This is a genomic window from Paenibacillus sp. RC67 (assembly GCF_030020805.1).
In the GTDB taxonomy this organism is placed as follows: domain Bacteria; phylum Bacillota; class Bacilli; order Paenibacillales; family NBRC-103111; genus Paenibacillus_S.
In genome coordinates this window covers 6,686,794-6,709,459 of sequence record NZ_CP125098.1, presented here as the reverse complement: position 1 = coordinate 6,709,459, position 22,666 = coordinate 6,686,794, and the positions used below count along the sequence as shown (strand labels likewise).

The 22,666-nt window shown below is 46.0% G+C and carries 22 protein-coding genes; 16 read left to right on the top strand and 6 right to left on the bottom strand.

Translation table 11 applies throughout. From position 1 onward, the window contains the following. Positions 1–23: 23 nt before the first annotated feature. The 5 genes from QMA13_RS30405 to QMA13_RS30385 all read left to right on the top strand — a co-directional run bounded on the left by QMA13_RS30405 (position 24) and on the right by QMA13_RS30385 (position 5,032). Positions 24–1,226 (top strand): MFS transporter, encoded by a 1,203-nt coding sequence (locus QMA13_RS30405; RefSeq protein WP_282943646.1) that lies wholly within the window; start codon positions 24–26, stop codon positions 1,224–1,226. A gap of 80 nt (positions 1,227–1,306) precedes the next feature. Beyond that, complete coding sequence (locus tag QMA13_RS30400) at positions 1,307–2,449, top strand: winged helix DNA-binding domain-containing protein (protein ID WP_282937384.1); 1,143 nt, start codon at positions 1,307–1,309, stop codon at positions 2,447–2,449. 84 nt (positions 2,450–2,533) lie between these two features. Then, positions 2,534–3,433 (top strand): 2-hydroxyacid dehydrogenase, encoded by a 900-nt coding sequence (locus tag QMA13_RS30395; RefSeq protein WP_282937383.1) that lies wholly within the window; start codon positions 2,534–2,536, stop codon positions 3,431–3,433. Between the two features lie 76 nt (positions 3,434–3,509). Further along, positions 3,510–4,493 carry a ribose-phosphate diphosphokinase gene (locus tag QMA13_RS30390; RefSeq protein ID WP_282937382.1) on the top strand — a complete coding sequence of 328 codons (984 nt, stop codon included), beginning with the start codon at positions 3,510–3,512 and terminating at the stop codon, positions 4,491–4,493. A 71-nt stretch (positions 4,494–4,564) separates the two neighbouring features. Next, on the top strand, positions 4,565–5,032 hold the full coding sequence (locus QMA13_RS30385) for a GNAT family N-acetyltransferase (RefSeq protein ID WP_282937381.1): 468 nt from the start codon (positions 4,565–4,567) through the stop codon (positions 5,030–5,032). 35 nt (positions 5,033–5,067) lie between these two features. Here QMA13_RS30385 and QMA13_RS30380 read toward each other — a convergent pair whose 3' ends face one another. Next, a complete protein-coding gene (locus QMA13_RS30380; RefSeq protein ID WP_282937380.1) occupies positions 5,068–8,097 on the bottom strand; it encodes an S-layer homology domain-containing protein in 3,030 nt (1,009 codons plus the stop codon). Positions 8,098–8,643: 546 nt separating this feature from the next. Between QMA13_RS30380 and QMA13_RS30375 the strand changes: the two genes are divergently transcribed. Further along, on the top strand, positions 8,644–9,540 hold the full coding sequence (locus QMA13_RS30375; RefSeq protein WP_282937379.1) for a GNAT family N-acetyltransferase: 897 nt from the start codon (positions 8,644–8,646) through the stop codon (positions 9,538–9,540). 7 nt (positions 9,541–9,547) lie between these two features. Here QMA13_RS30375 and QMA13_RS30370 read toward each other — a convergent pair whose 3' ends face one another. Further along, positions 9,548–10,003, bottom strand: coding sequence for a GNAT family N-acetyltransferase (locus QMA13_RS30370; RefSeq protein WP_282937378.1), 456 nt, complete (start codon positions 10,001–10,003; stop codon positions 9,548–9,550). Between the two features lie 214 nt (positions 10,004–10,217). Here QMA13_RS30370 and QMA13_RS30365 point away from each other — a divergent pair, with 214 nt between their 5' ends. Beyond that, positions 10,218–10,352, top strand: coding sequence for a hypothetical protein (locus QMA13_RS30365; RefSeq protein ID WP_282937377.1), 135 nt, complete (start codon positions 10,218–10,220; stop codon positions 10,350–10,352). A gap of 309 nt (positions 10,353–10,661) precedes the next feature. Here QMA13_RS30365 and QMA13_RS30360 read toward each other — a convergent pair whose 3' ends face one another. After that, positions 10,662–11,048, bottom strand: coding sequence for an SET domain-containing protein (locus tag QMA13_RS30360; RefSeq protein WP_282943645.1), 387 nt, complete (start codon positions 11,046–11,048; stop codon positions 10,662–10,664). A 313-nt stretch (positions 11,049–11,361) separates the two neighbouring features. Between QMA13_RS30360 and QMA13_RS30355 the strand changes: the two genes are divergently transcribed. Both QMA13_RS30355 and QMA13_RS30350 read left to right on the top strand, forming a co-directional pair. Further along, entirely contained in the window at positions 11,362–12,039 is a 678-nt protein-coding gene (locus QMA13_RS30355; RefSeq protein WP_282937376.1) for a type 1 glutamine amidotransferase, read from the top strand. Between the two features lie 26 nt (positions 12,040–12,065). After that, the gene (locus tag QMA13_RS30350) at positions 12,066–13,352 is read left to right on the top strand and encodes an ammonium transporter (protein ID WP_282937375.1); all 1,287 of its coding nucleotides are present in this window, start codon (positions 12,066–12,068) and stop codon (positions 13,350–13,352) included. 295 nt (positions 13,353–13,647) lie between these two features. Here QMA13_RS30350 and QMA13_RS30345 read toward each other — a convergent pair whose 3' ends face one another. Further along, positions 13,648–15,168, bottom strand: a complete 1,521-nt coding sequence (locus QMA13_RS30345) for an MFS transporter (protein ID WP_282937374.1) — start codon at positions 15,166–15,168, stop codon at positions 13,648–13,650. A 19-nt stretch (positions 15,169–15,187) separates the two neighbouring features. Further along, on the bottom strand, positions 15,188–15,733 hold the full coding sequence (locus QMA13_RS30340; protein ID WP_282937373.1) for a PadR family transcriptional regulator: 546 nt from the start codon (positions 15,731–15,733) through the stop codon (positions 15,188–15,190). Between the two features lie 214 nt (positions 15,734–15,947). On the opposite strand from QMA13_RS30340, the gene QMA13_RS30335 reads away from it, so the two are divergent. From QMA13_RS30335 to QMA13_RS30305, 7 genes are all read left to right on the top strand, one after another. Next, positions 15,948–16,955: an aldose 1-epimerase gene (locus QMA13_RS30335; RefSeq protein ID WP_282937372.1), complete on the top strand. Its 1,008-nt coding sequence runs from the start codon at positions 15,948–15,950 to the stop codon at positions 16,953–16,955. Between the two features lie 53 nt (positions 16,956–17,008). Then, entirely contained in the window at positions 17,009–17,980 is a 972-nt protein-coding gene (locus tag QMA13_RS30330) for a Gfo/Idh/MocA family protein (protein ID WP_282937371.1), read from the top strand. A 138-nt stretch (positions 17,981–18,118) separates the two neighbouring features. After that, a complete protein-coding gene (locus QMA13_RS30325) occupies positions 18,119–18,325 on the top strand; it encodes a DUF2197 domain-containing protein (protein WP_282937370.1) in 207 nt (68 codons plus the stop codon). Positions 18,326–18,443: 118 nt separating this feature from the next. After that, entirely contained in the window at positions 18,444–19,259 is an 816-nt protein-coding gene (locus QMA13_RS30320) for a PPK2 family polyphosphate kinase (protein ID WP_282937369.1), read from the top strand. A 214-nt stretch (positions 19,260–19,473) separates the two neighbouring features. Further along, on the top strand, positions 19,474–20,130 hold the full coding sequence (locus QMA13_RS30315) for a hypothetical protein (protein WP_282937368.1): 657 nt from the start codon (positions 19,474–19,476) through the stop codon (positions 20,128–20,130). Positions 20,131–20,355: 225 nt separating this feature from the next. Further along, positions 20,356–21,192, top strand: a complete 837-nt coding sequence (locus QMA13_RS30310) for an aldo/keto reductase (protein ID WP_282937367.1) — start codon at positions 20,356–20,358, stop codon at positions 21,190–21,192. A 19-nt stretch (positions 21,193–21,211) separates the two neighbouring features. Further along, positions 21,212–22,216: a phosphotransferase gene (locus QMA13_RS30305; protein ID WP_282937366.1), complete on the top strand. Its 1,005-nt coding sequence runs from the start codon at positions 21,212–21,214 to the stop codon at positions 22,214–22,216. On the opposite strand, the gene QMA13_RS30300 is transcribed toward QMA13_RS30305, so the two are convergent. Further along, entirely contained in the window at positions 22,213–22,605 is a 393-nt protein-coding gene (locus tag QMA13_RS30300) for a RidA family protein (RefSeq protein WP_282937365.1), read from the bottom strand. The genes QMA13_RS30305 and QMA13_RS30300 overlap by 4 nt on opposite strands. Positions 22,606–22,666 lie beyond the last annotated feature (61 nt).

The following is a 22,666-nucleotide window of genomic DNA, read 5'->3' as shown; positions in this document are numbered from 1 at the left end:
ATCACAGTCGTTCTAATTACATTATGCTGCTATTTGTAGTGTTCGGAGGCTTCTTGATCTTCGGATTTTCGGAAAATATTAAAGGTCCGGCCATTCCCAGAATGCAAGCTGACTTTAGCTTGAATGAAGCGCAGCTTGGGTTACTGCTGGCCTTGAATTCGCTCGGCTACCTGGTAGCCTGCTCTTATACCTCCATTCTATCGAGCAAAATAGGGATTAAATGGACCGGTGTGATTGCCTTTGTATCCATGGCTATCTCAGGCGTGCTGATGTATCTCTCGACGTCGTATTCTTATCTGTCCATCGCTTATTTTATTATGTATCTCGGGAATGGCATGCTTGAGATTGGCCTTGCTATTATGGCGGCCCGCATTTTCACCAAAAATACAGGAACGATGATGAATTTGTCTCATTTCTTTTATGGTCTCAGCTCGACGGTTGCGCCTATTATTGCCGCTTCGATGATGGGGTGGAATGTGATGGGCGGGGAGTTAGGATGGCGTGGGATGTATCTGGTGATGCTTTCACTATCGCTGCTGCCTGTTATCCCTTCCTTGCTGGGACGGTTTCCTAAGGAGAATCGGGAGACGGGGGAACGCAGTTCTTTCCGCAGCCTTGTATCGGATCCTGTCGCTTGGCTTATCGTTGCCGTTCTGTCGTTCGGGGTCGTATCGGAGCTTGCCGTAGGAAGCTGGCTGGTTTATTTCTTGGAAAAAGCTTACGCTTGGTCGATTGATGAGGCGTCGCGTATGTTGTCTATCTTCTTTCTTTTCTTTATGCTCTCACGTTTATTTCTCGGACCGATTACCGATAAAATAGGGTATACATTGTCGATCATGATTTTTTCCGCATTCTCGGGCGTATGCAGCTTGGCGGCTATTATAATGGGTGAAAAGGGTGCCATTCTTTTTGCGATCGCAGGAATTGGCATTGCGCCCATCTATCCTACGGTTATGGCCTTGCTTGCCAAGCGATATGCAAAAGGGGTGGATACGGCCATCACGTTTACCGTCACACTCATGGGGATTGCGAGCGTTATCGGCAATCTTTTGATCGGCTATATCATCGATTGGGTCCGGAGCATTTTCTCTACGCGTAACGCCGTGGACAGCCAGCTCATCGGGCTGCAGGCAGGATATGGGTTTATTGCTGCTTTGGCGCTATTCTGCTCGGTCACCTGCGTATTTTTGTACATGCAGCTTCGAAAAAGAAATGAGATCGTCTAACCTATCTTTCTTTAAGGATAGTTGACATGTGAGATCGCAGCTCCGTTTAATGTGATAATGAAGAAGCGGGTGAAGGTTACATGAAGTCAAACCGTAATAGGAATCAAGAAATTGAGGGACGTGACAGTGTACTGGGGCCTCGTGCTCTCAATCGTGCGCTTTTAGCCCGTCAATTTCTTAATAAGCGCACAAATCTTCCCGTCAAAGACGTACTTGAACATCTTATCGGCTTGCAGTCACAGGCTCCCAATCCCCCTTATTTTGGGCTTTGGTCACGGATGGAGGATTTCGATCCTGACTCTTTATCCCAGTTGTTGTTCACCCACGAGGTTGTACGTATTGCACTCATGCGCTCCACGATTTTTCTAGTAACGAGAAGTGATTGTCTGGAGCTTCGTCCTTTAGTGCAACCCGTATTGGACAGGGGGTTGAAAGGCAATTATGGACGGCATTTACCGGGTATGGATCTCCATGCAGTTGGAGCGCTTGGCAGACGCTTGGTTGAAGAGAAGCCGCTCACATTCCAGGAGATAGGGCAGCAGCTGCAAAAGGAATGGCCGGGTTGCGATCCAACTGTGCTCTCAGCCGTAGTCCGCACGTTGGTGCCACTGGTACAAACTCCTCCTCGCGGAATATGGGGCTCAAGCGGTAAGGCTGTTCATACATCAGCCGAGAGCTGGCTCGGCAGTCCACTTGATAGCGAAGGTTCATTGGAAACTTTAATCTTACGCTACCTGAGAGCTTTTGGCCCGGCATCGGTCTCTGATATGCAGATATGGTCCGGACTGACAGGACTTCGTGCTGTGACGGAGCGGCTTCGGCCTCAGCTTCTTACATTTGTTGATGCAAATGGCATTGAATTGTTCGATGTTCCCGACGCGGATCGACCTGATGCCGATACCACAGTCCCTGTGCGTTATTTAGCCGAGTTCGATAACATGCTTCTTTCGTATAAGGATCGATCCCGAATTATAGCAGAGGAATATCGCGGGCAGGTCTTTACCATCAATGGCATTATCAAAGCGACAATTCTCATCGATGGCTTTGTCCAAGGGCTATGGCGGATTGAACGTCAGGGAAGTGCTGCGACGTTAATTATTGAGCCATTTCAACCCTTGCTGCCGCCTATTAGGGATGAGCTTCTTGAAGAAGGCTATAAATTGCTGATGTTTGCTGCGGCGGATGCTGATATTCGAGACATTCAAATAGTAAGCCCTAAATGACTTAACAGAGGAAAGAGGGGCTTATCCTCGTTACAGTCTACTTGGAAATGGAGTCTTCCAGATCTAAATGAAGAGGAGTGCAAAATGAAAATAAAACCTTTGTGTGCCGTTGATACGACGATCATTTTATCAGCTGAGGAAAGAACAGAGCTGGAGCAGCATATGGATATCGCTCCTCTTGATTTGTCCAATCCTATCCCCCTTGACGTATTGGATTCCAAGCTGCTGCTTGTACATTCCAAAATGCCTAACGAGGTCTTGACCCAATTCAAACAATGCCAATATATCGGAGTACGAGCGCACAACACGGATTATGTTGATAGGTTCTTGGCAGAAAAACTAGGCATTACCATTCAAGGTATTCCTCAGGTTGGAGGAAACGCCGTTGCCGAGCACACGTTTTCACTTATTATGGCATTAACGAAACAGCTTGTACTGTCGGATCAAAATGTAAGAACAGGTCGTTGGAGAGAGAACTTATCCCCAAACTATGAATTGTCCGGTAAGAAATTAGGGATTATCGGCTATGGGACAATTGGCCAAAAGGTCGCTAATATCGGATCAGCTCTAGGTATGAGGATATTGGTCGCTTCTAAAAGTCAAAAAGCTGAGATCGACCGACTTCCTCTGGAAGAAGTATTAAGGCAGTCCGATATCATTACGTTACATGCTTCTTCCAAACCGGACAATGAGCAGCTTATGAATAAAGAACGAATCGCCATGATGAAGCATGGAGCTATAATCATTAATACCGCGAGGGGCGCGCTGCTGGATTATGAAGCCTTAGAGGCGGCACTGCTGCGGGGGGAATTGTTTGGAGCGGGGCTCGATGTGTTTCCGGAAGAGCCGGTTAGATCCAGCAGCTTATGCTATTTGCCGAATGTTATCTGTACACCGCATCTTGCTTATTACACTGACGGTACATTGAGCTTAATGAATGAACACTTGATTGATAACGTGATACAGCACATTCAGAGTTCATGATATTGTTACTCCATGATATGGTTTTTTATGAAATAATTAATTGTGAAAACAGTTACATCCAAATAAGGAGGGCCACATGAACATTGGTGAGATCAAAATATTTGCAGGAAGCTCCTCAAAAGCTTTTGCGGACAAGATGTGCCGGTATTTGGGAGTCGAAGTCGGACAGTCGGAAACGCTTACCTTCTCCGAAGGCAACACGTTCGTAAGGATTGGGGAGACCGTTCGCGACAAAGACGTTTATCTTGTACAAACGATCGGATTAAAACCCAATGATGAGTTTGTGGAAATATTATTTTGGGTAGATGCCTTTAAAAGGGCTAGCGCCAACACTGTAACTGTTATTATGCCTTACTTCAGTTACGCCAAAGGGGATAAGAAAGACGAACCTAGAGTATCTATTAGAGCTAGAGTATGTGCGGAATCTATCGAATTAGCCGGCGCAGATCGCGTAGTAGCTATGGACCTGCACAGTCATCAAATTCAAGGCTTTTTTAAAAAGCCGGTGGATCATCTCTTTGCCCTTCCTGTGCTGTGTGAAACTATAGCTCGCATGCAATTATCTGATCTGGTTGTCGTTTCTCCGGATGCAGGGTTCGCGAAGCAAGCCCGCAAATATGCAGACTATTTGGGTGCGCCACTTGCTATCGGAGATAAAACTAGAAAAGATCACAGCGAACGAGCTGAAATATTGGAGTTAATCGGCCATGTCGAGGGGAAAACAGCTTTAATCATTGATGATTTCTCCATTTCGGGAGGAACCCTGATTGAATTGTCTAAGCTGCTTGTACAAAGAGGTGCGACAAAAGTGATGGCTTGCCTATCCCACTTGGTACTCAATGAGGAAGCTGTACGCAAAATAGAAGACAGTCCTATCGAGCTGATTATTAGCACTGATTCCGTGGACAACCCTCACCTTGTACATTCCAATAAATACAAGCTGGTTTCCGTTGCACCACTATTTGGTGAGGCTATCAGCCGAATTCACAATAGAGAATCGGTTAGTCCGTTGTTTGAGAAGGTTCCGGATAAGATTATTGCCTATTCCAACGAAAATTGATCGTATATCAAAATGAGGTTGCCTTGTGGCAGACTCTTTTTGTCATGATTAGAAGAGGAGTGAAGGGAAAGGTGGAAATTGTAATCCAAAAGATCGATCAGCTGGATACTTTGCAGTTGTCTTCGTTGGTTGAAGAGAGCATCAAGGAAGGATTTCGCCATCTCCAACGACTGATTAACGATTATGAGAGTGGCGTTAATACATTTGATAAGCAGGGTGAAGCGCTTTTCCTCGCTTATGATAAGGAGAATCTCGTTGGTGTTTGTGGTTTGAATCAGGACCCCTATGCGAATGACAAGAAGGTGGGCCGCGTTCGTCGCATGTATGTTTCATCTGGAAGCCGCAGGAAGGGAGTTGGCAGGTTATTGATGCAAGCTGTGATTACAGAAGCAAGGCGTCATAGCAGTATGCTTGTCCTTAGGACGGATAATCCTAAATCTGACTTATTCTACCAATCTTTGGGGTTCATAGCCGATGCAAAGTCCAATCATTATAGTCATGTCCTTCAATTAGATCGTCATGATTCAAAGAAACACTAAAAAGAGGGGAGCGAATGATTACGCCCCCCACTGCATTACTTCAACGAATTTAGTAAATCTTTGATCTCAGGATTCAACTCAAGAGCCCGCAAAATAATCGTCAGCGCCTCTGCTTTGGTCGATGTTGCGTCCGGAGCAAACGTAGTGGATGTACGGCCTTCTACGATGCCTGCTTGGGATGCCGCCTTGATTTGGTCGGCGTTCCACGAACCGTTCACATCTGTGAACGTAATCGAGTTGCCCTTGCTTGCACTGCTCAAATCGACAAGTCTGCTGATGATCGCGATCATTTCTGCGCGGGTAATCGTTTGATCAGGCTTGAATGTGCCGTCCTCATAACCGTTTATTATGCCTTGGGAACCCAATGCTTGGATAGCTTGCTTCGCCCAGTGATTGTTTACATCCTTAAGGCTGGGTGCACCTGAAGCGGACTGCATATTGAATACTTTGGCGATGATGCTGGCGAATTCTGCACGAGTAATATTCGCATCAGGTCGGAAACTGCCATCTTCATAGCCGCTCACTACGCCAAGCTTCACAAACAGGTTTACTGTGTTTGTGCTCCAATGGTTAGATATATCTGAAAATGGAACAGGTTTCGCGCTGGACTGTGCCTGCGCGATGGCGGCTTTCAGGAATGAAATTACCTGTGCAAGATTCCCCTTTTCCGTTGGTACAGCAGGTAGCGATGTTGAGGGTGTTTCTGGTGCTGTTGTTTCTGGCGTAGTCGGTGTTGTAACAGCGGCTCCACCACCTCTTTTAGAGGACGAATGTCCAAAAGCTGTTACTGTCAATTGCGCCGTTTGGTTTCCATAAGTTGCTGTAGCGACTGTAGTCCCTACATTCGTTGCGGTGACTACTCCATTATTAATGGACACAACTCCCGAGTTGCTGAACGTCCATGCCAGATCGGTTGTCACATTACGTGTGCTGCTATCGGAATAGTTGGCTGTTGCAGTTGTTACTGCCGTCGAGCCTACTTGCAGTGATAGCGTTGACGGATTGAGAGTCAACCCGGTTAAGCTTGAGACATGCTCAGGTACCGTTACTGTGACATTTAACTGCGCCGTCTGGTTACCGTAGACCGCAGTAGCGACTGTAGTCCCAGCATTCAAAGCACTTACTGCGCCATTACTGATGGAAGCTACTCCCGCAGTACTGAACGTCCATGTCAGATCGTTTGTCACATTAAGCGTGCTGTTATCGGAATAATTAGCTGTTGCAGTTGTAACTGCCGTCGAGCCTGCTTGCAGTGATAGCGTTGATGGATTGAGAGTCAATCCGGTTAGGCTTGGGACATGGACGGGTGCCGTTACTGTGATATTTAACTGCGCCGTTTGGTTTCCGTAAGTTGCTGTAGCGACTGTAGTCCCAGCATTCAAAGCACTTACTGCTCCGTTGCTGATGGAAGCTACTCCCGCAGTACTGAACGTCCATGTCAGATCGTTCGTTACATTATGTGTGCTGTTATCGGAATAGTTGGCTGTTGCAGTTGTAACTGCCGTCGAGCCTGCTTGCAGAGATAGTGTCGACGGATTGAGGGTCAACCCGGTTAAGCTTGGGACATGCACGGGTGCCGTTACTGTAATATTTAACTGCGCCGTTTGGTTACCGTAGACCGCAGTAGCCACTGTATTCCCTGCATTCAAAGCACTTACTGCGCCATTGCTGATGGAAGCTACTCCCGCAGTACTGAACGTCCAAGCCAGATCGTTTGTTACATTACGTGTGCTGTTATCAGAATAGTTGGCTGTTGCAGTTGTTACTGCCGTCGAGCCTGCTTGCAGTGATAGCGTCGACGGATTGAGAGTCAATCCGGTTAAGCTTGGGATCACAATCGGAGCATGAGGGGTTCCTGTTGCTTCTGCTGAATAAGCACTATCCCCTGCTGCATTGCTTGCTTTTACTGCAAAATAATAAGACGTTCCATTGATTAGCCCAGTTACGTTATACGAAGTACCGTTACTTACGTTTGCAACAGGTACTGCATCGTAAATCCCAGTTGTTGTACCTTTAAAAATCTTATAGCTTGTTGCATCGGCTACACCATTCCAGTTCAAGGATACCTGTGCATCCCCCGTCAATGCTTGAAGTCCTGTTGGAGGTGGAGGAGCCAATAAAGCCTTTTCTTTCACAATCAGGTTGAAAGCCTTATTTAAAAAGAGGGCATTGTTATAAACCGATGCCGTTACCGACACATTCGCATCTCCGCTGCCGAAGCTCGGTTGCTGCACTTCTCCTGAAGAAGAAACAATCTCAGGATGGCTGCTCGTCCACACGATGCTGGTACCATTCGCTCCGGATGTCGGTAGCGTTATATTTTTACTTATATGAGTCGATGAATCCCCAGTAGCATAACCGATGGCTAATGACTTAATGTCCGGGGTAATCTTAGAGTCGTAAATTAGCTTCGAACCTGAGTACAAGGTGAGAGGTTTGGATGAAATCGTATTAAGATCTGCCTGAATCACAAACGTGACAAGTCCATTAACCGTGTAAGAGGAGAAGCCTTGATTTGCTGTAGATGATGGGTTGTTAACATCCGCAGGGTCAGTGTTATAAAAAACGACACTTGCATCGGTGGAATGCGCGAATACTTCCGTTTTGCCGTTCACAACTGTACCGTTGGTTCCATAAACGGCAAATGTCACGCCAACAAAACCTGGATGATTCGGATCTAGATTGGGCTGCCCCACTTGAACAACATGATCTACTGGAAACGCAGGTTTTACTGCTGCAATCTCATTTACGTTTACAATCCCCGACGAGAATGGGTAGCTATAATTGGGAACCCAGCTTACATTTCCATCGCTTACATAACCTCCAATAAGGGTCTTAGTACTTTCAGTGTTAGAAATGATTACGGATGCCGCATTGGATTGATCAATGGGATTGGTTACAACCGTCCCATCTGAATATCTTAAATATACCTTCTCCCCCACAGATAATTTATCTGTTTGAAAATTAATAGTTACCGAACTGCCACCTTGAACTACACATCCGCTTAGCAAAAATATCATCAAAGCTGCAACAATAATCACGCGGTATGCTAATAAGTGCTTCATTTTATAAAACCACCTTTCATTTATTAAAGTCAAAAGAAAGGAACGAATGATCCGCTCCTGTTCTCAGGATTCAACTCAAGAGCCCGCCAAATAATCGTCAGCGCCTCTGCTTTGGTCGATGTTGCGTCCGTAGAACCGGTAGAAACTAGTTCTTTTGCTCATTCTATCTTTTATAATCTCCCTTCCAAATATAGAATCTATGACATCCTACTAAAGTGCTACACAGAAATCCTTAGACATTATATCGTTTCGCTGTCTAGGAAAATAGTGACGGTTGTCATTGGTTTGTCATATGACAAACTTTTTCTTTAAATGATAAATTCTTTACGAAGTGCGAGTTTCACCCTTGTGGTAACCGTTGAATTAATAAAAAAGAGGAGTCCAGAGTCAATTCACATCCTATGTGTGAATTGACTCTGGACTCCCAAAAGGTAACCCTAGTTTTTAAATTGAAATCTTTATTATATTAAAAAACTACCCATGAAGCTTCGCCCCCCTCTGGTACAATGAAAGGAACTATATTTCTACAAAGGGAGGGGAGTAGACATGAAAGAACTGCAATGGGTCAAAGATTATTTGGATGATGAGCCGCGGCGAAATCATCTGTTTGCACTGGCTGGGCAAATTTTCGGGCTGAGATTTGAGACTTGGTACCAATTAGGGGCTTCCAACAAAAGTTACATTCCTTTTTCCTATTTTGATGAGGACAAAGCGGTAGCTAATGTGTCGGTGAACCTGCTGGATATGATTATAGACGGTAAGGTTAAAAAAGCGATTCAAATTGGCACGGTCATGACACACCCTAAATATAGAAACCGAGGTCTCGCCACCAGCTTAATGAATCAAGTTTTGGAGCAGTATGAAGGAAAATATGACGTTATGTACCTTTTTGCCAATCGCAGCGTCTTGAATTTTTACCCCAAATTTGGTTTTGAGCCGGTAAACGAGCAGCTATTTTCGTTGGAATGGTCGTTTGGTCAACAGTCACTGAAAGGGGAGGGGATTCGTTCATTAGAAGGTAACAACAAGGAAGACATTCAGTTTATAGCTCGTTTTGCTGCTGACAGAAAACCGGTCTCTCAACGGTTTGGCACCGCTAATGATCAGGGGATCTTAATGTATTATTGTCTTAATGTGTTCAGCAGTAATATTTATTATTTGGAGCAAGAAGAAGTCATTGTGATTTATAAGCAGGACGAAACCATGCTGTCGCGCCTGGATATTTTCGATATCATCAGCCGTAAAGAATTCAATATTGAAACGGTGTTATCCCGAATAGCTGGGCCGGATATCAAACAAATTGTGTTCCACTACACCCCGGATTATAAAGGGATTCAACTACAACCCAGCATCTTTAAAGGCAGCGATGTGCTATTTGTCAAAACAAATGGAGCGTTTTCATTGCCCACTCAAATAAAGCATCCGATAACCGCTCAAGCCTAGGTGAAGGCTAGGGCTGCGTGGAGAAGTTATATTTCATTATTTTAAATCGAATCCCATGCGGCTCATACAGCTTATGATCTACCCATGGCGATTCTTCTTTGAATCCGAGGCTGCTCCAAAAATCGAACGCTATGTTTCTGGAATGCAGCTCGACCGTTGAAATCTTCGTGTGCTTGGTGATGTACGTTACTATTTCTTCCCATAGCCGGCGTCCGATCCCTTTCTTCCGAACATGTGAGGCGACTGCGGCGAATCGTATTTCCGCTGTTGTACCGTTAACTATCAATACCATGGCTCCAACGACGTCCTCACCCTCCAGACATGCGAAGCTTACTTCTTCTCCGGACATGGCGAGCGCTTGTCTCATTTCTCTACCCAATCCGTAAGGCTTCCACATCTCGGTATACAGCAAATCCTCCATTTTTTCTTTGAGAGCCTCATTCTCTACAATAACGACATGCATGCCTGATCTGCTCCTTTCATAAAGCTTACCATCTTCATGTTCATACGTATGTTCTAACTCAACTGCGCAGTACATGGGGACATGAAGCCTTCTTTTTCGCAATTATGCCTGCTGGATGTTTTGAAAACGTAGAAAAATGTTAATAGGTTGTATAGAAACGAAAGATTGTGAGAATACTAGATTACTAGAGAAGGAAAGAAAGGAGGTAACACAGATGAAGGTAGGTCAAACCAATCTCACAGCACACAGCAATCGTTATTATTTCTTAATGTACATAAAAACAGGTGATAAGAAACATCTTATGCACATCACTCCGCTTGAGCTGGATAAGAAAGTATCCCTTGCTTAGATGGAAGCATGTGTCATAAATTGCTGAAGGATTGCGATGCAAACGGTACTATCTTTAATAGGAAAAGTAAAGACTTTCAGCCTGCGGCAGGGTGAAGGTCTTTTTTTGGCGTTGTTGATTTTAATGCAAGAGGAGGAGCTGTACATATGTACACATTGAAAAGGAAGGGAATGGAGGATAGTATAAATCTGTATGAGGATATAAGCTGTGCATGTATGATTTATAGAAAGCGAAATAACCGTGACATGTCGCAGCTTTTTTTTTGTATGCTGGTCTGCCGCGGTTATTTTAATTTGCTAGTCTGAGGAATTACTCGGCTTTCTTATCGTCGAACCAAAGCGGATCGTCGCAATCGACTTCGCCATTATAGTTAATCAGTAGTTCTTCTCCAGCCTTAATATCGGTATAGGCATAGAAATCAACCGTATGGTTATCGAAGTTCAACTCGTAAAAGGCATTTGGTGTGTAGGAGTGATTAAACAACATGCCGTATCCCAGAAGGAGTGCGGTATGATGAGCCCCGTATTCAAACACGTAATCAGCAAGAAATGTCTTTTCTATATGGACATGCTCCTCATTAGGATAAGGAATGACCGGTGCCTCGTGGAATAGTACGCCTTTAGCAATATCGCATGTAGCGAATACCCCTCTATTAAATTCTCCATCGCTGAGTTTGGAAGCTTTGATCTCAATCATTTTAGTCACCTGCGCGATCTTTAGTTTATGAAATCTCATGGAGATTTGATATTAAGCATGAAAGAAACCATTGTAACCTACATCCGCTAATATGACAACATGATACCAAAAACTTGCAATCAAAGCCAAATGTGAAAATAATGTTACATTAGTGTTATATTTTTAATATAAATGAAAGAATATGACTTAATTATCGTTAATTAAGATTGTGTATTTATATATTGTGTTAACTTTGTTGACAAATAAGACGTTATTCCGTTAAAATACGTTCATGACCTTTATGGTATATAGATAAAAAGGGAGGTTTTATTACATGAGAGTGCTGCTGCTGAAGCATTTTGACTTCGATGATCCGTCCTTTTTTATTTCGTGGGCCGGACAGCATGAGGCTGAACTGACAGTGCTGTTTCCTCCTAACGGATTTCATGCTCCTTCCTTTGATTCGTTTGATCTGCTAATCATACTGGGAGGACCAATGAGCGCCTATCAAGATAGCGAGTATCCCTGGCTGCAGAGCGAAAAGATGTTCATCCGGGAAGCCGTCGATCGGGGCAAGAAGGTGTTAGGGATATGTCTTGGAGCTCAAATGCTGGCAGACGTACTAGGGGGAAAGGTTTACCGTAACCAATATAAAGAGATAGGTTGGCATCAGGTAATGCGAAATAGTACAAATCATCCTTTACTAGAGGGAGTTCCGGACGAATTTTATTCCTTTCATTGGCACGGGGATTGCTTCGATATCCCGGAAGGGACGGTGTCACTGGCTTCTTCGAAAGCGTGCAAGCAGCAAGCATTCGCTTATGGCGAGCATGTTCTCGGACTTCAGTTTCATCTGGAAACTACGGAAGGCTGTATGACAACGATGCTGGAACGATGGCAGCATGAGCTTGTGGTAGCTCCGTGGATTCAGAAGGCAGGAGACATACTCGAGCAAAAAGATCGAACAAGAGATTCCAAGGCGATCTTGAATCAAATCCTTAGCAACTACTAATCTTACTAGCGAGCGAGGTTGACGATATGGAAATAGGCGTAAACGGTATATGGACAATGTTGGGTGCAATCTTGGTGCTTTTCATGCAATGCGGATTTATTATGCTGGAGGCTGGCTCCACACGAATGAAAAATGCCGGTCATATTGCTGGCAAAACCGTGTTTACAGTAGGGATCGTTTCTTTGGTTTTCTGGGCGGTAGGTTATGCTTTTATCTTCGGTTCGCAAGGCGGTGCTCTCATCGGTTGGGGTGATTATTTCGGCTTCAACATGATGGAAGTGCCGGATGGTAGCAATGTTGCACCTACAGTCATGTTTGTATTCCAGCTCTCGTTTGCTGCCATATCGATGTCGGTAGCATGGGGCGGATTTGCAGAGAGGGCGAAGCTGTCAGCTTACTTGATTTTTGCAGTGCTGTTCTCAGCGGTCGTCTATCCCGTTATTGCACACTGGATTTGGGGTGGGGGCTGGTTGGCTCAGCATGGTAAGCAGGATTTCGCAGGTTCCACTGTCGTTCATCTTACAGGTGCTATGGCTGCGCTGGCAGCAACCTTGCTGCTGAAACCGCGTATCGGTAAATATAACAAAAATGGTACTCCAAACGAAATTCCAGGCCACAACCAAGTGTTCACCACTTTAGGTGTTATGTTATTGTGGATCGGTTGGTTTGGATTCAATGCGGGAAGCACGATTACGGCTGGTGACGGCAGCTTCTTCGGTTATATCGCGATCAATACCCAATTGGGTGCGGCGGCAGGAGCTGTAGCTGCGTTGATCATCTCCTGGATGTTTACAGGAAAAAGTGACATCAGCACAATGCTGAACGGTGCGCTCGCAGGGCTTGTTGCTATTACCGCATCCTGCGCATTCGTTGAGCCATGGGCAGCGATTGTTATTGGATTGGTTGCAGGTATCGTCGTATTTGCAAGCATGAGGCTGTTCGAGAAGCTGCGCATCGATGACCCGATTTACGCGCTTTCCGCACACGGAACGGCTGGGGTATGGGGGACTTTATCCAACGGATTCTTCGCTACTCCAGAATTGGCGGAGAAAGTAGGCGTAGGGAAAGCTGGATTGCTATATGGCGGAGGCTTTGAGCAATTGGGTGTACAAGTACTAGGTATTGTCGCATGCGGCGCATTTGCTTTCATTGTTTCTTATGTGATCCTGTACGCAATGAAAGCTACTATCGGCATTCGTGTAACGGAAGAGGAAGAAATGATGGGTCTCGACTTGAGCGAGCATGGCACCTACGGGTACCCTGAGCAAATGAAGGAAGCCAAACCAGTATCCGGTGTATTAGTTAAGAGTTAAAAAAACGGCTCTCCCGTCAATGGATGGGGGAGCCGTCAGAGTAAGGAGAAACCTAAAAATATGAAATATGCTAGTATACAACGGTGGGGTATGCCCCTCCGGCCGCTGTTGAAATCTATGAATTTGATTAATTTAGCGGTATATTCACAGATTTCAAAGGCGGTCGTAAACTCCTCCGAGGCATACCCCACCTACCTGTATAGCAAATTTCCCAGAAACCAGGTTTCTCAACAATAAGAAGGCTCTCCCATTAAAAACGGAAGAGCCTTTTTTTGTGTGGAAGTATGAGTAATTACTAAGCCGATTTGGCTGCTTCTGGCTGTGCAGCTTGGGGTTTGGTCAGCTTGCCGGGGCCAACGGATAATCCGGCTATGATGCCTAGGACTGCAAGACATAGAGCCAGAATGAAGCCGTGATTGATGGAAGTTGCCAGCGACTCGCGCAAGAAATCTTTTATTTCCTGGGGAATCGTAGCGCCCGCTCTCATCAGCAGCTCGGGGTTAGCCAGCGTATCCAGCTTATCTGCTGGAATCTGGTGTGCCTGTGCTCCGTCCTGGATGATATGTGATAGGTTATTGTTGACGATAGATGCCATAATCGTAGCGCCTAATACGCCTCCAATGTTTCGCCAGAAGCCAACGATCGAGGAACTGATCCCGATGTATTGTTTATCTACGCTGAACGCTACGGCGCTCTGCGCTATGCTCATCAAGGGGCCAATGGCTCCGAAGCCGAGCAGCACCATAAGCAAAATCATGTACCCATTGGAAGCATTGTTGGGTACGGTCATCAATAAATAGGCGGCAACGACACCGAATAGCATTGATGTGATGATAAGCGTACGGAACGATAATACGGTTTGGAACGAAGCAAAAGCGATGGAGCCGACAATTAAGGAGAACATCATAGGAGTCAAAATGCCGTTTGAGTTTTGTTGGCCAAGTACGGCTACCGAAAACATAGGCAGGTAGGTAATCGCGGAGAACATGATAGCTCCTTGGCAAATGCAGGCTATGCTGGTTCCTGTGATCATACGGTTGCGGAACAGCTTCAATGGCAGCACTGGTTCTTCTGCACGAAGCTCGGTCCGGACAAAGAAAATACCTCCGACAACCGCAACTGCAAACAATGAAAGGATAGGCCATGATGTCCATCCATAGTCTTTGCCGCCCCATTCAAGTGCCAGCATTAACGATATGGTGGAGATGATCAACAGGAAAGTACCCAGGTAATCGATCTTAGGCTGACGTTCGGAGCGGGATTCCTTCAAGGCGAACAGAAGGGTGATGAAAGACAGGGCACCAAGCGGAACATTGACGTAAAAGCACCAGCGCCAGCCCCAGGCTTCGGAGAGTAGTGTACCGATTTGTGGACCGGCGACAGACGACAGACCGAAGATTGCGGCGAACACGCCGGACAGCTTAGCGGCTTGCTTCGGATCAGCAAACAGTGTATAGATGATCGTAAAGCTGATGGGCATTAATGCCCCAGAGCCGATGCCTTGGATAGCGCGAAACCAGATCAACTGCGTCATATTTTGCGAGATACCGCATAATGCAGAACCGATCAGAAAGAAAGTGATGCCGATCAAGTAAAACCGTTTTCGCCCGAACAGATCGGACATTTTGCCGAATACAAGCATGGTGCTGGTAGCCGCGAGCATGTAAGCAGTGAATACCCAGCTCATCTTCTCAAAGCCACCGATATCTTTGATGATATGGCTGACTGCGGCCGATGTGATCGTATTATCGAGCGCTGACATTAGCAATCCCAGTGCCATTGCCAGCAAAATCAATCCATTATGCTGCCTGCTCATGAATCATTCCTCCTCATTATTAGTTCGGGGTAGGCTGATTGCCTTGCTCCGCTTGCTTTATTCTAGTCAATCCGTCTCTGACGATTTTCAAATTGCCTTCCGAGCTGGCGATGCCGATTTGAATACAGATTTCCTGTGTCGGGGTCATATACTTGCCATAGCGTTCGTAGTCATTATTCAAACGGTCGAGGTGGGCTTCCTCCCTAGCTATAGCTTCTTCCATCCAGCTTTGGATCAGCGCAGGCTCGGCGAACTCGCCGAAAAACATCCGAACCATGAAATCGGAGCGAAGCACGTTATTTTGCAGCTTGCTGTCCAAATAGTGTTGGAATTGCTCTTTACCTTTCTCAGTGATCGTATACATGTTTTTGTTCGGCTTTCCTTGCTGTTCAATGCTTTCCTTGGTGATGAGCCCTTCCTTCTCCATCTTGCTCAGGGTAGGGTAGATCGTTCCGAAGCTTGCGTCGAAAAAGTACGAAAGCAGTTCTTCAAATTGTTGTTTAATGTCATACCCGGACATGCTGCTTCCCATCAGCAAACCTAAAATTGCGTCTTGACCTGTCATGTAAGTCACTCCTATATCGAACTGATATATTGATTATGAGGTAATATTAACATCCGATATATATCGTGTCAATATATGAAATAGAAATAAATAACATATATTTTTCTTGAATCTGTAAAATCTCTTTTGCGCTTCCTTCTCTTTTAATGGATAATGAAGTCAGGATGTTTGTCTCTACATCAACTACTACATATTGTTCCAGGAGGGCTTCTTCATGAGCCAAGCTTCGATTCATCATGTTCATTTTGACGATGTGCCTGCGATTCAATTAAATGCGGGAGGATACCAAGCTGTTATTGCGCACAGCGTTGGCAGCAATATGGTTGAGCTCAGCCGACCTGCCGACAGCCTTAGCTTTCTTCGCACGCCGGATAACGGAGAAACGCTGAGACAAAAAAGCCAGCGGTACGGGCTTCCGCCTTTATTTCCGCCTAACCGTATTATTGACGGGAAATTCTCGACGCCATACCGGGATTATGTTTTGCCGCTGAACAGCTCGGATGGGGAGCATTTCATGCATGGTATTTTGCACAAGCGGCCTTGGCGAATCCAATCGGAGAAAGTGCTTGAGAATGGCGCAGCTGAGCTTGTGCTTGTCATGGAAATGGGTAAGGACGGCGAGATGTACCCTTATTTCCCTCATGAATTTACATACGAGCTAACGTATACGTTATCCGAACAAGGACTGCACCAGCAGGTGCGAATCACGAATCATAGCAGTGAACCGATGCCGCTTGGAGTCGGGTTTCATACTGCGCTGCGTGTTCCGTTTCATAAGGATGGACGGGAGGAGGACTACCGCCTCGCCATTTCCGTTGGGGAAGAGTGGGACCTGACTCCATTGTTCGTTTCGACCGGCAAGCTGCTTCCTTTGGACGAATCGGATAAGGCACTGCGGGGGAAAGGAATTGCTCCTACGGGGAAACCCTATGCGAAGCATTTTACAAGTAAAGCCATAGAGCGGAACGGAAAGCCGTTCTACGGGGCCGTACTGACGGACAGCGCACGGAGCCTGAGTTTGATCTATGAGGTTGATCCGCAATACGGACATTGGACGGTTTGGAACGATGATGGCAAGAGCGGATTTACTTGTCCCGAGCCGCAAACTTGGACGAACAATGCTCCTAATGTGCCTCTGCCGGGGGAATTAACTGGATTTCAGCTGCTAGAGCCGGGTGCGATTTGGTCGGCTTGGACCAGGTTGGCTGCTGAGCTCGTTTAGTTCTAACAAATAATTTAATAGAATGCGCTTACCACTATGGGGAGGGTTAATCGATGACACTGCAAATCGGATTTGTCGGAACCGGGGGCTTTACGAAATTTCACTGTAACTTGTTAGCTAAAATGGATGGAGTGCAAGTTCGGGCCTTCTGTGCGACGAGCCAGGAGAAGGCGGATCGGTTAGCCGCAGAGTGGGATGGAGCTACAGGTTATGATAGCATTCATAGAATGCTGGATGAAACGTCTTTGGACGCTGTTTACATCTGCGTACCTCCGATGGCTCATGGAGAAGTAGAGCGCGCTCTGATCGAGCGGGGCATTCCCTTTTTCGTTGAGAAGCCAGTAGGGCTAGATTTGGAGCTGCCAACGTCCATCCTTCAAGCGGTTCAGGAGAAAAAGCTCATTACGTCCGTCGGGTATCATTTCCGCTATATGGAATCAACACAGAGAGCACTGGCGGCGCTGGCAGACCGTACGATCGGGATGGGGCTGGGCTATTGGATGGGCGGTATGCCTCGTGTCGCTTGGTGGCGCAAGCAGGACGGCTCCGGCGGACAGTTCATCGAGCAGACTACGCATATCGTCGATCTGATGCGCTATGTGATGGGCGAGGCCATCGAAGTATACGCGGCTTACGGGAGCCGCTTGATGCACACGATGGAAGAGGGTGTAACGACTCCGGATGTCGGGACAGTCACGATCAAGCTGGCTAGCGGAGCGGTAGCTACAATCTCAAATACGTGCATGCTGCCTGTAGGAGGTCCGACAGGTCTGCATCTGTATACGGATCAAGGCATTATGGAGCTGACGAGCGGAGGCCTCAAAGATACAGGAAAGACGACGGTGTGTGAATACAAAAATCAAAACAATCCTTATGTTCGTGCACATGAAGCGTTTCTTCATGCCGTAAGGACTGGCGATACTAGCGGTATATTGTCCTCCTATGAGGACGCGGTCAAATCACAGGCGATTGCTGTAGCCGCACTTCAATCCGCTGAGCAGGGAATACCTGTACGTCTAGGCTAGCTAATGTGTAACGGAGCTGTTCCAACGAGGGACGCTCCGGTTTACTGTTTTATGGACAATTCAATAATTAGTCACACTAATCGTTGGAATAATATGGGATAATAAGAGAGTGCCGTAATTGACGAAGGAGGTATTTCTATGTCCCTGGAGGTTCAATGCTTTAATTGCAACGGTAAATTCACTTTGGAGCATAGCGACCCGCAGTACGCCAAGATTAAAACCAAGCAAACGAAATATTACGTATGCAAATCCTGCAATTCATCTATTAAAGGCGAGGCAATCAAGCAAACCGGCTTTGATCCCAAGCTTCTTGATCCGAAGGGCTACGACAAATTAGTGCCGTAAACCGTTTTCGTATATACATCCGTGAGGGTAAAAGTCATCATAGTGATTAGCTGCAACATAGGTTTGAGATATGCTATAGAATCCAATATAACCCAGGACACTTCAGGAGGCTGATCTTATGCTGAAAAACTATGTATGGCCCAGCGGAAAGAAGAAAAAGTTAAGTCAATTCGATCCCGAGGATACCGGCTCTTTCTCTGGTAAAGAAGAGGTTGCCGAAGCGGTGGAGAAGCTGAAGGAGGAGCTGCAGCAGCTGCAGGATATTTTATTCGCTCAGAAGAAATATTCGGTGCTTATAATCTTCCAGGGAATGGATTGCAGCGGTAAGGACGGTGTCATCAAAAAGGTGCTGTCCGGTGTGAATCCGCAAGGCTTTAAGGCGACCTCCTTCAAAAAGCCGACCATGGATGAAGCGGCTCATGATTTTCTGTGGAGAACCCACAAGGAAGTGCCTGCCCGCGGCTATATAACGGCCTTTAATCGTTCTTACTACGAGGAGGTGCTTATCACCCGCGTTCACGAACAGGTCGAAGATGAAGAGGCTGAACAGCGCTTTAAACACATTAAGCATTTTGAAAAGCTGCTGACCGATCATGACACCATAGTCATTAAACTATTTCTTCATATATCCAAATCCTTTCAGATCTCCAAAATCGAACAAAGATTGAAGGACCCTTCTAAAACCTGGAAGTTCGATCCCGATGATCTGCTAGAGCGCAAGTTCTGGGAGTCCTACGAAAAGGCTTATGAGGATGTGTTCCAGAATTGCAGCTTCAAGAATGCTCCGTGGCATATTATACCTTCTAACCATCGCTGGTATCGGGATTATCTGGTATTGAGCATCATTGTCGAAGAGTTGAAAAAGCTTCCGCTGCAATATCCAGAGCCCGACTCTCAAGTGAAGGAAAGAATCCTGCTGCTTCCGGAAAGTTGACGATACCCGAATAGAGCGACTAAGCGTTTGGTGGCTCTTTTTTTGTTGTTGTGGCTTCTATGTGGAACCTTGCTCTAGGGGAGTTTGCCTATAATAAAAAATAAACTTGCCTCCCTTCTGGATTAATTTGTAAAATGATTATAGAACTATATAGCAGCAAGGAGCACCTTCAATGATTCCTGTAGGAAGAAAAAGAGGAAACGAGGTACGGCAAATGAACAACGTCGCATTGGTCTGCCCTACTCATGATCCCAATGGGGATAATCTTGATCTTATTCGTAAGCATGGAGGACAAATCCAAACGATATACAAGGACATTTTCATTACGATAAGTGATGAAAGCGATACCAGGATTGCTCAGGAGCTGGAAGCATGGGGGATCCATACGAGGATCATTCCTAAAAAAGGATCTGCACATGCAAGAAGAGAGGTTGTAAGATTCGGCTTGGAGGGCGATAACGACTTCTTTCATTACTGTGATTGGGATCGATTATTAACTTGGATAGACAGCTATAGAGATGAATTGAGCAGAGTGGTTAACGGGGAGCTTCCGAACCACGATTATCTTATTTTGGGCAGAACGGAGAAAGCATTCCACACCCATCCGGTTGGATGGATCATGACGGAAAATATAACGAACACTCTGTTTTCGTTAGAGCTTGGGAAGGAAGCGGATGTTACCGCAGGTTCTTGCGGATTTTCGAGGCGAAGCGCCGAGCTTATTTTGCAGCATTCCAAAGACATGATGACCGATGTGGAATGGCCCATGATTATTCATCGGATCGGGAAAATGAATGTGGATTATGCAGCGGTCGACGGCCTTGAGTATAGAGAAGAGATCAATGCGGATACCAAGCAAGCATACAAATGAGACGGAGAAGTTATTCGCACGAGTTAAGTACTGCTACATTGCTTGTGAATCGGCTATCCGAACGGGTAGGGAGATCTCGAATGGCGACAAGCTTGAGTTAAACATTCAGGTTTAATAAAGCAGTAGCTTTCGGTTCTTTGGCATAGATACATATAGTTGCAAACGTACAGAGGGGTAATAAATCACTGAAAGGAATGAGGCTAGATGTTCTACCGCAGATTAGGCATGACAAATGTGCAAATTCCCGTGATCGGTCAAGGAACCTGGAAGTTTGGAGAAGACAGAAGCCATGCCGACAGAGAAATTGAAGCTTTACGGCTTGGTTTGGAAAATGGGATGTCCCTGATTGATACGGCAGAGGAATATGCCAAAGGCGGCTCTGAGCGTATTGTAGGAGAGGCTATTAAGGACGTACGCAAGGATGTATTTCTTGTTACGAAGGTATCTTCCAAGCATTGTTCATACGAGGGGGTTTTACAAGCGGCGGAGTCCAGCCTCGAGCGACTGCAAACCTCCTATATTGATCTTTATTTACAGCATTGGCCAAGCCCACAGTTTGAGGTCGCAGAGACGATGAGCGCGATGGCTGAATTGGTCGAGAGAGGCTGGGTCAAGCATGTAGGGGTTAGTAATTTTAGTCCGGAGCTTATGAAGGAAGCCCAGAATGCTTTGGGCAAGCATCCGTTAGTATGCAATCAGGTAGGCTATCACTTGAACGATAGAGCGATAGAGAACGATGTGCTTCCATATTGCCGAAGTAATGGAATTACCGTCATGGGGTATTCTCCGTTCGGTTATGCTCCCGAAGTATTTGGCAAACGAGGGTTTCCCCCTGTCGGAACAGAGGAGAGAGCACTTCTGGAGGAGATCGGAGCTAAGCACGGAAAGACGGCGCATCAAGTTGCTTTAAACTGGATCCTTCGCCAAGAGGGCGTTGTGACAATCCCCAAGGCTGCGAATATTCAGCATATCCGGGATAATTTGAATGCAATAGGCTGGGCATTAGATGAGAAAGATCAGGAGCGGATCTACAGCTCCTTTCCCATTACAACTGGAGACTAAGTAAACGGAGTTGAACAAGGTGGATAAGCTCCATACTGTAGAGGTGGAAATCAGAAACGCTTATTTTAAAGAGCGTCAGGACGTATCGACAAAGCCGGTCTCCTTTGGCGTTAACAACACCACTTGTTATGTGTTCGCAGGAGAAGATCGTTACGTGTTCCGGATATATGATAACCGTCGTGATGAACAGCCGATTCTATTTGAGCTAGCGGTGCTGAATGCATTGAAGCAGCAGGATTTATCCTTTGAAATCCCGGTTCCTGTACATAATCAAGACGGACAACTGCTTACACGATTGGGCAATGGACAGATCGGCGTACTATTTCATTGCATTCCAGGAGAACGCCCTCAAGCTGAGGAGGCTTACTTGTTCGGACGGGCAGCAGGAGAGCTTTCACTTGCCCTTAGCACAGTACAGGTTTCCGAAAAGCCGCCGTATCGTGGCTCCTATCATCTGCATGAGGTTCATCCACTCGTGTCTAAGGAAATGCTTCATGATATTTTAACTCAGCCTTGGGAAACGAAGGATGTTGAGGCAGCCAACTTTATGCTCAAAGAGCTTATAGCTATGGAGGAGCTGAAGCCGGCATTCTCCCGACTGCCTCATCAACTGGTGCATGGTGATCTTGCATTAAGTAACCTACTATGGAACGACGGACGCATCTCAGGGGTATTGGACTTTGAATTTTGCTCTCCGGATGTAAGAGCGATGGAACTCGCGGTCGGATTAATGTCGTATGCCCATGAGGAGAGCTCATTCTCTAACTATGCAGAAAGCTTTATTTCTGGATATAGTGAGCACGCTTCGTTAACCAACGATGAGATATGCATGATTCCTGACCTTATTAAATTAAGGTATATGGGTTCCTTTATCCATCACTTGGGCCGTTATACCGCCAAAGTTGGCTCACTTGAAGCTGCTCAGAAAAGGCTGCATCAATTTCAACAGCTCTCAGAAAAGCTAAATCGAATGGAGGATACTTTGCTGAAGCTTTGTTCCATTCATTTGTTGAATCGTTCTTAATCCAATGATTCCAGGACAGCCTCGACCTCTATTTCTATCATTAACTGCGGGTCTATGAGAGCCTTGACCTCTACCATCGTAGCTACAGGCTGAATATCTCTGAAAAACTCGCCATGCGCTTTTCCGATTTCCTCCCACCGGGATATGTCTGTAACGAACATTCTTGTTCTCACTACGTGGGTCAAATCCGCGCCTAATTCTGCTAGGGCCATCTCGATCGTTTGCAATATAAACTTGGTTTGTTCATAAGGATTCCCGACTCCTATAACTTCTCCATCTTTCATGGCGGTGGTTCCTGCCACTTCAATTCGATTGCCTACACGAATGGCACGGCAATAACCGACAACGGGTTCCCAAGGGGAGCCTGTAAAAACTTGTTTTCTGCTCAAAATGATCTCCTCCTATTCTTCTATTTATTATACTATTTCGAAAGCGAAATCAAACCAAAGG